General features: G+C 65.3%; 11 protein-coding genes. 8 read left to right on the plus strand and 3 right to left on the minus strand.

What is annotated here, in order from left to right:
* Positions 1–44 precede the first annotated feature (44 nt).
* From HNQ08_RS10060 to xylB, 5 genes are all read left to right on the plus strand, one after another.
* On the plus strand, positions 45–1052 hold the full coding sequence (locus HNQ08_RS10060) for a sugar phosphate isomerase/epimerase family protein (protein WP_184130959.1): 1008 nt from the start codon (positions 45–47) through the stop codon (positions 1050–1052).
* The gene (locus HNQ08_RS10065; RefSeq protein ID WP_229789833.1) at positions 1049–2197 is read left to right on the plus strand and encodes a Gfo/Idh/MocA family protein; all 1149 of its coding nucleotides are present in this window, start codon (positions 1049–1051) and stop codon (positions 2195–2197) included. The genes HNQ08_RS10060 and HNQ08_RS10065 overlap by 4 nt, the downstream gene beginning before the upstream one ends.
* A 1-nt stretch (position 2198) precedes the next feature.
* Positions 2199–3248: a LacI family DNA-binding transcriptional regulator gene (locus tag HNQ08_RS10070; RefSeq protein ID WP_184130962.1), complete on the plus strand. Its 1050-nt coding sequence runs from the start codon at positions 2199–2201 to the stop codon at positions 3246–3248.
* 76 nt (positions 3249–3324) lie between these two features.
* Positions 3325–4491, plus strand: coding sequence for a xylose isomerase (gene xylA, locus HNQ08_RS10075; protein ID WP_184130965.1), 1167 nt, complete (start codon positions 3325–3327; stop codon positions 4489–4491).
* Positions 4488–5954, plus strand: coding sequence for a xylulokinase (xylB, locus tag HNQ08_RS10080; RefSeq protein WP_184130967.1), 1467 nt, complete (start codon positions 4488–4490; stop codon positions 5952–5954). Before xylA ends, xylB begins: the two co-directional genes overlap by 4 nt.
* A 62-nt stretch (positions 5955–6016) precedes the next feature.
* Here xylB and HNQ08_RS10085 read toward each other — a convergent pair whose 3' ends face one another.
* Genes HNQ08_RS10085 through HNQ08_RS10095 form a run of 3 tightly spaced genes read right to left on the minus strand, consistent with a single transcriptional unit; the run spans position 6017 to position 9290 of the window.
* Positions 6017–7261, minus strand: a complete 1245-nt coding sequence (locus HNQ08_RS10085; RefSeq protein ID WP_184130969.1) for a M24 family metallopeptidase — start codon at positions 7259–7261, stop codon at positions 6017–6019.
* 36 nt (positions 7262–7297) lie between these two features.
* A complete protein-coding gene (locus HNQ08_RS10090) occupies positions 7298–8080 on the minus strand; it encodes an IclR family transcriptional regulator (protein WP_184130971.1) in 783 nt (260 codons plus the stop codon).
* 13 nt (positions 8081–8093) lie between these two features.
* Entirely contained in the window at positions 8094–9290 is a 1197-nt protein-coding gene (locus HNQ08_RS10095; protein WP_229789831.1) for a hypothetical protein, read from the minus strand.
* A gap of 212 nt (positions 9291–9502) precedes the next feature.
* Here HNQ08_RS10095 and HNQ08_RS10100 point away from each other — a divergent pair, with 212 nt between their 5' ends.
* The 3 genes from HNQ08_RS10100 to opp4C all read left to right on the plus strand — a co-directional run bounded on the left by HNQ08_RS10100 (position 9503) and on the right by opp4C (position 13056).
* Positions 9503–11122 carry a peptide ABC transporter substrate-binding protein gene (locus tag HNQ08_RS10100; RefSeq protein WP_229789829.1) on the plus strand — a complete coding sequence of 540 codons (1620 nt, stop codon included), beginning with the start codon at positions 9503–9505 and terminating at the stop codon, positions 11120–11122.
* Between the two features lie 97 nt (positions 11123–11219).
* Entirely contained in the window at positions 11220–12173 is a 954-nt protein-coding gene (locus HNQ08_RS10105) for an ABC transporter permease (RefSeq protein ID WP_184130972.1), read from the plus strand.
* Positions 12166–13056, plus strand: coding sequence for an oligopeptide ABC transporter permease (opp4C, locus tag HNQ08_RS10110; protein ID WP_184130974.1), 891 nt, complete (start codon positions 12166–12168; stop codon positions 13054–13056). Before HNQ08_RS10105 ends, opp4C begins: the two co-directional genes overlap by 8 nt.
* The last annotated feature ends 23 nt before the right edge of the window (positions 13057–13079 follow it).

Genomic DNA, 13079 nt, shown 5'->3' on the forward strand with positions numbered 1-13079 from the left:
CACCCCATTTGACCCCATCCACACCCCGGAGGCACCCTAGATCCATGCCCAGACCTGTCACCCTGTTTACCGGCCAGTGGGCCGACTTGCCCCTGGCCGAACTCGCGCCGCTCGCCAGGAAAATGGGCTTCGATGGCCTGGAGCTAGCCTGCTGGGGCGATCACTTCGACGTGCAGCGTGCGCTGAACGAGGACCAGTACGTGGACAGCGTTCGCGAACTGCTGGCCAGATCCGACCTTCAGATCCACGCCATCGGTAATCACCTAGTCGGACAGGCGGTATGCGATCCCATCGACGAGCGGCATCGGGCCATCGTTCCCGCCCACGTCTGGGGTGACGGTGACCCCGAGGGCGTGCGGGTGCGAGCCGCGCAGGAAATGATCGACACCGCCAGGGCAGCACGCAAGCTGGGCGTGAACGTTGTGACCGGCTTTACCGGCTCCAGCATCTGGCACAGTCTCTACGCTTTTCCGCCCACCGATCAGGCGTACTGGGAACGGGGATTCCAGGACTTTGCCCGCCGTTTCACTCCCATTCTGGATGCCTTCGCCGAGGTGGACGTGAACTTTGCGTTGGAGGTTCACCCCACCGAGATCGCCTTCGACACGGCCAGCGCCGCACGGGCGCTGGAGGCGGTGGGCCAGCATCCGCGCTTCGGCTTCAACTACGATCCCAGCCACCTGGCGTACCAGGGCGTGGACTACGTGGGGTTCATTCGCCGCTTCCCGGAGCGGATCTACCACGTCCACATCAAGGACGTGTGGTGGGGCCACGGCAGCGGCGAGGTGGGCGTATTCGGCGGCCACACCACCTTCGGCGACGGGCGGCGCTTCTGGGACTTCCGCTCGGTGGGGCGCGGCGATGTGCGCTTCGAGGACATCATCGTGGCGCTGCACGACATCGGCTACCACGGTCCCCTCAGCATCGAGTGGGAGGACGCGCGCATGGACCGGGTGGCCGGGGCGACCGAGAGCGCCGCCTACACGCGCCGCCTTGATTTTCCGCCGTCGGACGTGGTGTTCGACGCCGCGTTCAGCAAGGAGCAGGCGTGAGCGCCCATGTGCGCCCTCTGCGACTGGCCATGGTGGGCGGCGGTCAGGACGCCTTTATCGGCGCGGTTCACCGGCACGCGGCGGCGCTGGACGGGCGTTACGTGCTGGTGGCCGGGGCGCTGTCGAGCACGCCGCAGCGTTCCAGAGAATCGGGCGCGGCGCTGGGCCTGCCGCCCGAACGCTGCTACGGCACCTGGCAGGAAATGCTCGACGCCGAGAAGGGGCGTGAGGACGGTGCGGAAGTCATCTCCATCGTCACGCCCAACCACCTGCATTTTCCGGTGGCGCTGGGGGCGGTGCAGGGAGGCTTTCATGTCATCTGCGACAAGCCACTGGTGCCCACACTCGAAGAGGCCCGTGAGCTGGAAGCGGCGGTGGAGCAGGCCGGAACCGTCTTTGCGGTCACCTACAACTACAGCGGCTATCCCCTGATCCGTCAGGCCCGCGAGATGGTGCGGGGGGGCGAACTGGGCGAGATCCGCAAGGTCATCGTGGAATACCATCAAGGCTGGCTTGCCACGGAGCAGACGGGCAAGCAGGCCGAGTGGCGCACCGATCCGGCCCGCAGCGGTCCCGCCGGGGCGCTAGGCGACATCGGCACCCACGCCGAGCAACTGGCCACTTTCGTGAGCGGTCTGTCTGTGGAAGCGGTGGCCGCCGAGCTGACCGCCTTTGTGCCGGGCCGCCGCCTGGACGACGACGCCAGCATGTTGTTGAGACTCAGCGGCGGCGCCAGGGGGGTCTTGATGGTCTCGCAGATCGAGATTGGCCGCGAGAACGACCTGCGCCTGTCGGTGTTCGGCACGCGGGGCAGCGTGAGCTGGCGGCAGGAGGAGCCCAACTACCTCCTTTACGATCCACTGGACAAGCCCCGGCAGGTGTTGACGCGTGGAGGGCCGGGCACAAACGGCGCGGCCAATGCCGTGACCCGTCTGCCCGCAGGCCACCCCGAAGCGTTCATTGAGGCTTTCGCCAACATCTACCGCGCGGTGGCCGACGATCTGGCCGCGCGGGAACAGGGCGAGCGGATCAACCCCGACTACCCGACGATCAGGGACGGTGTGCAGGGCGTGGAATTCATGACGCGAGTGCTGGACAGCGCGGCGGCGGATGGACGCTGGGTCAAGTTCTCAGACGGTGGTTGAATTGAAGGGGCCAGAGGCGGGGCGCGTCAGCATCAAGGCCGTGGCTGCCGCCTCGGGCGTCAGTCCGGCCACGGTGTCCAAGGTGCTGTCGGGCCGCGCCGAGTATCCCGTGCGGACCGAGACCGCCGAGCGGGTCAGGCAGGTGGCCCGCGAACTCGGCTATGTCCCCGACGTGGCCGCCCGCAACCTGCGAACTCGCCAGACCGGTCAGCTGGGCGTCGTGCTCGAAGCGGTGGGGCCTTCCGAACCGGACAACCTGCTGGGCGAGCCAGAGGCCAGCCGAGCCGTCTCGCGCACTTTTGACGGCGCGATCATGGCCGGTCTCAGCGGCGCGGCGCGCGAGCTGGATGTGCCGGCTCTGGTGGTCTATCCGGGCGGGCAGCAATTGGCCCGCACCTATCTGGACGGGCGGGTGGACGGCCTGCTGGTCAGTTGCGATCCACTTCGCGGCCACGATCTGCTCGAGCGCCTGAGCGGGACCGCGCTGCCCGTGGTGGCGCTCTGGAGCGAACAGGTGCCCCCCGGCATGGGCGCGGCAGACGTCGATCACGCGGGCGGCGCGGCCCAGGCGGTGAACCATCTGCTGGAACTGGGCCACACCCGGATCGCTTTTTACGGTGGCGGTCAGGCCAGCGGCGTCGAGCATTTCCAGCGGCGGGAGGCCGGCTACCGGGGCGCCCTTGCGGCGGCAGGGTTAACGGCCCTCCCCCCCCTCCATGACGGCACGGCGCTGGTGGAGGCGGTGCGGCGCGGCACGGTCACCGCCGTCTTCGCCGAAACCGATCTTGGCGCGGCGGCGGCTTTTCAGGCCCTGAGCGGGGCGGGACTGAGCGTGCCGCAGGACGTCTCGCTGATCGGCTTCGACGACATCCAGGGCGCGGAGTACATCGCGGGCGGCCTGAGCACGGTGTACCACCCGGCCGCCGAGATGGCCGCCGAGGGCGTGCGGCTGTTGCTCGAGCAATTGGCGGGACACCCCCCCCGTCAGGTGCTGCTGCCCACCCGGCTGGTGTTGCGCGACAGCACGGGACCAAATCCCGGGGGCGACTGAGCAACTGACCCAGAATTCACGCCGCATCTAGCTAACCCTCAATAACGAAATCGATTTCTTTTACACTTGGAGAGCCATGAACAACTTTATCCCCACCGCCGCTGACCGTTTCACCTTTGGCCTCTGGACCGTCGGCAACATTGGCCGTGACCCATTCGGCGAACCCACCCGGCAGCCGCTGAGCGCGCCGTACATCGTGCACAAGCTGGCCGAGCTGGGCGCTTCAGGCATCAATCTGCATGACAACGATCTGGTGCCCATCGACGCCACGGCCGCTGAGCGCGACAGCATTGTGGCCGCCCTGAAAGCCGCGCTGAGGGAGACTGGTCTGAAGGTGCCGATGGCCACCACCAACCTGTTCAGCGATCCCGCTTTTAAAGACGGGGCTTTTACCAGTGCGGACCGCCGCGTGCGGGCCTACGCGCTCCAGAAGACCATGCGCTCGATGGACCTGGGCGCCGAACTGGGCGCCCAGACCTACGTCTTCTGGGGCGGCCGCGAGGGCACGGAAGTGGACGCGGGCGGCAAACTGATGGACGCGCTGGGCTGGTTCCGCGAGAGCCTCAACTTCCTGGCCGACTATTCCGAGTCGCAGGGATACGGGTACCGCTTCGCGCTGGAACCCAAGCCGAACGAACCGCGCGCCGATATCTTCCTGCCCACGGTGGGGAGCGCTCTGGGCTTCATTCCCACGCTGGACCGGCCCGACCTGTTCGGGGTCAATCCCGAATTCGCCCACGAGACCATGGCAGGTCTCAGCTTCCCGCACGCGATTGCCCAGGCCCTGGACGCGGGCAAACTGTTCCACATCGACCTGAACGATCAAAAGATGGGCCGCTTCGATCAGGACCTGCGTTTCGGCGCGGAGAACCTCAAGGGCGCGTTCTTCACCGTGATGCTGCTCGAAGAGGGCGGCTACACCGGCCCGCTGCACTTTGATGCCCATGCCCTACGGACCGAGGACGAGGCCGGGGTGTGGGCCTTTGCGCGCGGCTGCATGCGGACCTACCTGATCCTGAAGGACAAGGTGGCGCAGTTCCGCGCCGACGCCGAGATCACGGCGGCGCTGGAGGCGTACCGCGTGGAGGACGGCGAACTGGCCACCCTGAGCAGGTTCTCACCCGAAAATGCCGAGGCCCTAAAGAACTTCAGCTTTGACCGTGTGGCGCTGGGCCAGCGCGGCCCGGGTCTGGAGGCCCTGGACCAGATGACCACCGAGCTGCTGATGGGCGTGCGCGGGTGACCCAGTCCGTCACGCTGGGCATCGATCTAGGCACCAGCGGGGTCAAGGTTGTGGCGCTGGACACAGGAGGCCGCGTGGTGGCCAGCACCACGCGCACCTATCCGCTGCTGACGCCCAGACCCGGCTGGACCGAGCAGCGCCCGCAGGACTGGGCGTCCGCCAGCCTGGAGGCCCTCAAGGAGTTGGCCACGACGTTGCAGGCCGGCGGCTGGACGCCCCATGCCCTTGGCCTCAGCGGACAGATGCACGGCGCGGTCTTTCTGGACCGGCAGGGCGAGGTGATCCGCCCAGCTCCCCTCTGGAACGATCAGCGCACCGGGTCAGCGGTGGACGAGATCGAGGCGAAAATTCCGCGCGAGGAGCTGATCGCCCGCACCGGCAACCGCGCCGTGACCGGTTTTCAGCTGCCCAAGCTGCTGTGGCTGAGGCAGGCGGAGCCGGAGAACTTTGCCCGCCTGCACAAGGTGCTGCTCCCCAAGGATTACCTGGGCTATGTGTTGACCGGCCATTTTTTCACCGAGCCGTCGGACGCTTCCGGGACCGGGGCGCTGAATCTGGCGACCAGGACCTGGGACCGGGAGGTTCTGAAGGCCCTCTCGTTGAACGCGGAACTGTTCCCCGAAGTGGTGGACTCCTGGGCCGTGGTGGGCCAGATTCTGCCTGACCTGGCCGCGTATACGGGACTGCCCACTGACCTGAAGGTCGTGGCGGGCGGCGGCGACAATGCGGCGGCAGGCATCGGACTGGGGCTGGGGGCGCACCGACCCGGCGTGGGCAGCGTCAGCCTGGGCACCAGCGGCGTGCTGTTCGCCCCACTGGACACACCCACGCCTGATCCCCAGGGACGCATCCATCTGTTCGCCCACGCCGACGGCGGCTACCACCTGCTGGGCGTCACGCTGGCCTGCGCCGGGGCGCTGCAGTGGTTTCACGACGCGCTGGCCCCCGAAATGGGTTTTTCCGAACTGCTGGCCGAGGCTGGAACGGTGCCAGACGGCGCGGAAGGCGTGACCTTCCTCCCCTACCTGGCTGGGGAACGCAGCCCCCTGATGAATCCCGATGTGCGCGGTTCGTGGTCTGGTCTAAGCCTGGCGCACCGCCGCCCCCATCTGGTTCGCGCGCTGCTCGAAGGAACCGTCTGTGCGCTGGCCGACACCTATCAGGTGATGCGCCCCCTCTCCAGCGTGACCACCCTGCTGGCCACTGGGGGCGGCGCGCGGAGCGACCTGTGGCTGGGTCTGGTCAGCGGCGCACTGGACCTGCCTGTCCAGCACATCGAGCATGCCCCCGGCGCGGCGGAGGGTGCGGCGCTGCTCGCCATGCCTGCCGCCGGGCTGTTTCCTGATCTGAAAGCCGTCATGACCACGCTCAGGCCACAGGGAGAGGCGGTCGCGCCGCAGCCGATGGATCAGGCGTTGAAGCAGCACAGGGCCGCCTTGGAAGACTTGCTCGGAAGGCCATGAGCTTTGGGAGAAGCACAGCGGTATTGCACGTATGAGGACCCTCGGACAGAGCAAAGGTCTGCCTAACCCACCGGCACCACCAGTTCGTCCAGCTCACGCGGGTACAGGCTGAGGCGCTCTGAACCGGACGAAGTGATCACCACCGTATCGGAGTGACGGAATCCGGCAAACTGCGGCACATACAGGCCCGGCTCAACCGAGAAAACCATGCCCGGCTCAATGACGGTGTGATCATCGAGATCCAGGAAGGGATGCTCGTGTCCTTCCAGACCAAAGGCGTGTCCAGTGTGATGGCGCACCAGATCGTCCATGCCCAGCTCAACACGGATAAAGCGCCGGACGTCGGCCTCGACCTCAGCGCAGGTGCGTCCGGGCCGCAGGGCGTCGAGACCCACCTGCTGCGCTGCCAGCATCGCCGCGAAATACCGCTGAAACCTGGCGTCCGGCTCGCCGACGATCATGGTGCGTTCCAGCTCGGATTCGTAGCCGCCTACTACGCCGTACGCGCCAGTGACCAGCACGTCACCTGCCTTCACCGCGCCCGCCTCATGCAGGCCATGCGGATGGGCGGTGTTGCTTCCGCGAATGAACATGGCATTGGCGGGCAGTCCCTCGCGGGCTTTGGGCACGTAACGTTCCCCCAGCGCGGCCAGCAAGTCACGGGTGGCCTGCAGGCTTGCCCCGTGTGAGACCAGCAGTTCCTCGGCACCCACGCCCAGACTGTTCTGCATCAGCCGGTGGGCATGGTCCCCCCAGCGGCACGCCTCGGTCATCAGGGCAATCTCAGTTGCGCTCTTGACCATCCGCAGGTTGTCGATCAGGGCCACATCGGCCTGAACAGGCTGCTCCAGTACAGCGCCCAGGGCGGGCCCCCGGTAGCCCCAGCGGTGCTCGTAACCGTCCACATCGGCCGCAATCCGCCGCCCCAGCACTCCCAGCCTGGACAGGAGTTCGCGCAGAAACAGGAGGGGATGGCGACCGGAACCCCCGCCAGGATATTCGGGGTAGATGGCGCTGTCGTCGAGTGCTGGACCCTGTTGCTGGAAGTGGCTGAGTTCCAGTTGCGGCAACAGGGCGGCCACCCTGCCGTCCGCCGTCAGGATCAGGGCAATGGGCCGCTCGGTGGGCGAGAAGAAAAATCCGCTCAGGTAGGCCACACGCGTCGGCCCGAAGACGCACACGGCATCAAGCTGCCGTTCCTGGAGCAGCCTGAAAACCCGTTCGCGCCGCAGGCGGTACTCGTCCGCGCCGATCTCCAGGCGGGCGGTCTGTGAAAACGCAGGCTCTGAAACCACGGTGTCGGTCATAGGCAACCTCTTTTCTCTGACGGGGGACCGCGCCGCTTACTGAGCCACAGGCTCAACTGTTGGCTGGCGGATCAGTTCGTCGGCGCAGCGCCGGGCCATGCTGACAACGGCGTCGCTGACCTCCCCGATGCGCCCGCGGCTCAGGCGGCTGGTGGGTCCGGCCACCCCAATCGCGGCGACGACCTTACCCGCGCCGTTGAGGATGCCCGCCGACAGGCAGCGCACGCCGACCTCGCGTTCCTCATCGTCCAGCGCGTAGGCCTGGGCGCGCACACACATCAGTTCGGCCAGCAGCGCCGGCTCGTCGGTAATGGTGTGAGGGGTGCGGGCGGGCAAGCCGGTCTTGCGGATAATCTCGTCCACTCGGGCAGTGGGCAGGTCGGCCAGAAAGACCTTGCCCACATCGCTGCAATGCAGCGGGGCGACGCTACCGGGAGTCGTGAACATCCGCACCATGCTGAACGGCTCGACCTGGCTGAGATACATGGCGGTGGTGCCGTACAGCTGCGCGATATGGGCCGTCTCCCCCGTCGATTCCACCAGTTCCTGAAGGTAGGGGCGCACCCGCCGCACCAGGTCGTAACGCAGGTACAGCGCGCTGCTGATATCCACGATTTCGGGGCCGATATCGTAGCGCTTGGTCTGGGTGTCCTGGAACACGTAATTCTTGACGGTCAGGGTCTGAAGGATGCGGTGGATGGTGCTGGGCGCCAGGCCCATGGCCTGAGAAAGTTCACCCACGCTGAGCGATCGGTTGGCCGCCACGATGGTATTGATGATGTCGAGGGCACGCTCGACACTCTGGACGTTTTCGCTCATGGGCCACCCTAGCTTAGGAGCCGAACATCCGCAGACTGCGCGGGGAGTGCATCTGGCCGTACAGCGTCTCGATGAAGGCGGGCCACTGCTCGGCGCTCAGACGCTCGCGCACTTCACGCACGGCCTCGTTGCCAAACCAGTACGAGGCGATGAACGGCCCCCGGAAGCTGTAGCTGGCGAAACGAATGCGTCCCTCCATCCAGGGCTGCTGTCCGAAGGAATAGCGCTTCAGAAAGTCCATCACACGGTCCTCAGACCAGTTCTCGCCCATCTGGTACCACGCCGCGCTTGTGGCGCTGGCGCTGCGCACCCGCCGAAGCTGGGCATGCACCGCGTCGTCCTCGTGTTCAATCCAGTCGATCAATTCCACACCCTGGTCACCGATGCCCTCCTGCACGCAGCCGGTCACGGCGTTGGCGGTGCACAGCAGCACATCCGCCGTGCTCTCGCCACTGGCCGCCTTGTCGCGGGTGTATAGCAGCTGAGTGGAGTGGCCTGGAAAGACCTCATGACAGACCAGGTGTTTAATGGCCGCCCGCGTGAATTTCAGGTCCACGTTCAGGTCCATCTGCCCCTGACTGAAATTGCAACGCGCGGTAAATGGCACGTCGCGCAGGGCATTGAGCCGCATAGTGTAATCGCCCGTCGGATAGATGCGCGCGTCGGTGCGGCGCTGGGCTTCGGCCATCAGTTCGGTGAAAACCGGCTCCAGTTGGCCTGATTCCAGCGCCCGCTCCTCCTCCCAGCGCCCGATCCGCTCGGCGAGTGTGCCGTGACGCAGGCCTGTCCGATCCAGCAGCCCCGAGAGCTGCCCGTGCATCTCCAGCAGTTCCTCGTCGCTGATCGGCTGGGCCGGCACGCCTACCAGACCTTCAAGCTTCTCGCGGAAGCTCAGCACCTCGCCCTCAAACAGTCGGGTTGCCGTGCGCAGGGAACGCAGCATGTCGTCCAGGAACGTCCGGCGCGCACCTGCCGGGTACTGCGCCACCTGCCGCTCCAGATCGTTCAGCTCGGTGTGTACAGCGTCCCAGTCGCTCAGCGCCATCGGGGGCACCAGTTCGTCTCCCAGGTAGATCGGCACCAGCCCCTCGCTGTCCAGTACACCGTGCCCGCGTGAGAGCTGACGTTCGAGGTGATCCATTCCAATGGTGAGGGCCGTGAGCTGCCGACCGAGCGAGGCGTCGTTGGGGACTGCGTTCTGATTCTCCATGTTGTACCTCCTGAATGCCCAACATCATTCCGTCAAGTGGAACCTGAAGTCAAGCGTTCATTCCATATCCCGGAATTCCAACCGTTTTTACCATCGCAGTCTCATCTTGACTTCGCCGAATAAGTGTGCATACACTGTGGTGCAAACCTTCAATTTCATTCAGGTTTTGATCGCTCTGGCCGTACTTTTCCCTTTTCATGGAGGATAGGAACATGGGTTATCAGATTCAGGCGGCGGGTTCCACCAGGCAGAAGCGTTTGGTTCTCGGCCTGAGCGCAGCGATTCTGCTCAGCGGAATGGGATTGGCACAGCAGCGGGGCGGCACCCTGACCGTCGGGCTCGGGTACGACATCGACACGCTCAACGTCTACTCGACTGGCTTTTTAGGCGACGTACAGGCTGCGGTGGTCGAGGGCCTGGTGGCCCCCAACGAGAAGGCGGAATATGTGCCGGTGCTGGCGACGCGCGTGCCCACGGTGCAGAACGGCGGCATCAAGGTGGCGGCAGACAACAAGAGCATGGTGGTGACCTACCAGTTGCGGCCTGGCGTCAAGTGGTCCGACGGCAAGCCGTTCACCTCTGCCGACGTGAAATTCACCTGGGAGACCGTCAAGGACCCCAAGTTCATCGCCGAATCCAAGGACGGCACCGAGGACATCGCCTCCATTCAGACCCCCAACGATCTGACCGTGGTGGTCAACTACAAACGCGTTGCGCCTGACTTCAAGAGCACGCTGTTTACCTTCGGCATCCTGCCCAAGCACACGCTGGAAGGCAAGGACCTCAACACCGACAACTACAACCAGATGCCGCTGGGCACCGGCCCCTTCAAGGTCAGCCAGTTCGTCAAGGGTCAGTATGTGGTGCTTGACCGCAACCCGTACTACTGGCGCAAGGACAAGGCGGGCGTGCAGCTGCCCTACCTGGACAAAATGATCTTCAAGATCATTCCCGACAGCAACACGCTGGTGACCCAGCTCAAGTCCGGCGAGATTCAGATGGCCTATAGCGTGCCGTACTCGCAGATTGCTCAGCTCGACAATCAGCCTGGGCTGAATGTCGTCAAGAACCCGGTGCTGTCATGGCAACACCTGGATTTCAACCTGAAAGGTCCTGCCCCGCTGCGCGACATCAACGTCCGCAAGGCGATGGCGCATGCTCTGGACCGCACCACCATCTCCAAGGCGCTTGGCGGCTATCCCATCCCCATCGATACGGTCGTGGTGCCAGTCTTTTCCTACAGCAACAAGAACGTGCCGAAGTACCCTTACGATCCGGCCAAGGCCAGGCAGCTGCTGGACGCCGCCGGATACAAGGTGGGCAGCGACGGCATCCGCGCCAAGAACGGCCAGCGCCTGAGCTTCAACATCATGGCGCAGGCGGGCCGTTCCACCGACGAGGACGCCCAGCAGGTGATCATCGCGCAGATGAAGGCCATCGGCATTGAACTCAAGCCCGACAACAAGGCTGGGGTGGCCCTGCGCGACGCGCGTTACAAGGGCGGCTATGACCTGTACTACGGGGGCTGGATCACCTCGGCCGACCCCTCATACAGTGTTTTCTTCGGCAGCAAGGGCGTCAACAACGGGCAGGGATACAGCAATCCCAAGATCGATGCGCTGCTGGCGACGGCGGACAGCAGCCTGGACCCGGCGGTCAGGACCAAGGCCCTGCGTGACTTCCAGACGACGCTGATGCAGGACCTGCCCAGCATTCCTGTGACCTCCAACCCATCCATGATCGTCGTAACCGACAAACTGGGCGGTTTCGTCCCCAACCCCACGAACATGACCAATTTCGTCAATACCAGCGGTTGGTACCTGAAGAAGTAGAGCAAGAGGCGCAGGCCCCGCATTCGGCCCGGCTCCACTTGGCCCGCGGGGCCTGCGCGCTTGATCTCCACGCCACCACACCTGCGAAGGGAGCGCCATGAGTCTGTCGTACATTTTCAAACGCCTGCTGGGCATGGTGCCGCTGTTACTGGGCGTCTCGCTGATCCTGTTCGGGGTGCTGCACCTGGCGCCCGGCGGTCCCCTGGACGTCTACGCGGACAATCCTTCCGTGACCCAGGAAGCCCTGGACAACATGAAGCGGGCTTTCGGGCTGGACCAGCCGTTGCCGGTGCAGTATTTCAAATGGGTCACGGCGTTCTTCCAGGGCGAGTGGGGCTTTTCCATCCGCACCGCACAGCCGGTCATGGAGGAAGTGCTGGCCCGCGTGCCCGCCACGCTGATGCTGAGCGGCAGCGCTTTCGTGCTTGCGTTGATCGTGGCCCTGCCGCTGGGCATTCTCAGCGCCACCCGACGCTACACCGTAGTGGACTACTTCATCACGCTGCTGTCGTTCCTGGGCATCAGCACGCCCGTCTTCTGGCTGGCACTGATGCTGCAACTGCTGTTTGCGGTGCAGTGGAAACTACTGCCCTCGGCGGGAATGCAGACCATTGGCGACGGCTCGCTGCCCGATATCCTGCGGCATCTGGCCCTGCCGATGTTCATCCTGGCCTTCGCCTCGGTGGCGGGCTGGAGCCGCTACATGCGCTCAAGCATGGTGGAGATCCTGAGCCAGGACTACATCCGCACCGCCCGCGCCAAGGGGGTCTCGTCCCGGCGCGTCACATACTCACATGCCTTTAGAAACGCGCTGATTCCGGTGGTCACGGTGGTGGCGCTGGACTCGGCAGCAATCCTGTCGGGCGCGGTGATCACCGAGACGATCTTCGCCTGGCCGGGCCTGGGCCGCCTGTTTATCGACTCGATGAACGGACGCGACTACCCAGTGCTGATGGCGCTGCTGATGGTGGGCTCCTTCGCACTGGTGGTCAGCAATCTGGTGGCTGACCTGGCCTACAGCCTGATCGATCCCAGGATCCGCTATGACTGACACCCTTAAAGACCGCGCCGCACCGCGCCGGCGCAAACGGCGCGAGGGCTTCTGGCCCACGCTGATCGCCCGCTTCCTGAAACACAAACTGGCGGTGCTGGGTCTTGTGGTGCTGCTGCTCCTGGGCCTGCTGGCGATCTTCGCGCCGTTCATCGCCCCGTACACCTTCGACGGTCAGGACGCCAGCATCATCGGCCAGCCGCAGCCGCCCAGCGCCGCTCACCCGATGGGCACCGATCAGCTGGGCCGCGACGCCTTTACCCGGGTGCTGTACGGCGCGCGTATCTCGCTGATGGTGGGGCTGTTCAGCGCGCTGCTGGCCACCTTCCTGGGCACCCTGATCGGCGCGCTGTCCGGCTACTACCGTGGGTGGACAGACACGGCGCTGATGCGCTTTACCGACGTGGTGCTGTGCATTCCGCTGCTGCCGCTGATCATCCTGCTGTCGGGCATCCTGCGGCCCAGCGTGACGCTGCTGATCGTGATCGTGGGCAGCCTGAGCTGGATGGGCACTGCCCGGCTGGTGCGCAGCCAGTTCCTGAGCCTGCGCGAGCGCGAATTCGTGGAGGCCTCGCGCGCCCTGGGCGGCGGCGACAACCGCGTCATGTTCCGCCACATCCTGCCCAATGCCATTGGCCCGATCATCGTGTCCACCACGCTGTCGGTGGGCGGCACCATCATGCTCGAAAGCGCGCTGTCGTTCCTGGGACTGGGCGTGCAGCCGCCGACGCCCACCTGGGGCAACCTGCTGAACTACGCCAGCCAGTGGCTGACCGCCGCTCCGTGGCTGGCCGTCTTTCCGGGGCTGATGATTCTGATCACTGTACTGGCCGTCAACTTTCTGGGCGATGGCCTGCGCGATGCCTTCGATCCACGCAACTGAAGCTCGCCGTTTCACAGCAAGGT

The organism is Deinococcus humi, from assembly GCF_014201875.1.
GTDB classification, from domain to species: Bacteria; Deinococcota; Deinococci; order Deinococcales; family Deinococcaceae; genus Deinococcus; species Deinococcus humi.

Coding starts and splice junctions, on each gene's coding strand:
- HNQ08_RS10060 (WP_184130959.1), top strand. CDS start 45: ATGCCCAGACCTGTCACCCTGTTTACCGGCCAGTGGGCCGACTTGCCC.
- xylA (WP_184130965.1), top strand. CDS start 3,325: ATGAACAACTTTATCCCCACCGCCGCTGACCGTTTCACCTTTGGCCTC.
- HNQ08_RS10085 (WP_184130969.1), bottom strand. CDS start 7,261: ATGACCGACACCGTGGTTTCAGAGCCTGCGTTTTCACAGACCGCCCGC.
- HNQ08_RS10090 (WP_184130971.1), bottom strand. CDS start 8,080: ATGAGCGAAAACGTCCAGAGTGTCGAGCGTGCCCTCGACATCATCAAT.
- HNQ08_RS10095 (WP_229789831.1), bottom strand. CDS start 9,290: ATGGAGAATCAGAACGCAGTCCCCAACGACGCCTCGCTCGGTCGGCAG.
- HNQ08_RS10100 (WP_229789829.1), top strand. CDS start 9,503: ATGGGTTATCAGATTCAGGCGGCGGGTTCCACCAGGCAGAAGCGTTTG.
- HNQ08_RS10105 (WP_184130972.1), top strand. CDS start 11,220: ATGAGTCTGTCGTACATTTTCAAACGCCTGCTGGGCATGGTGCCGCTG.
- opp4C (WP_184130974.1), top strand. CDS start 12,166: ATGACTGACACCCTTAAAGACCGCGCCGCACCGCGCCGGCGCAAACGG.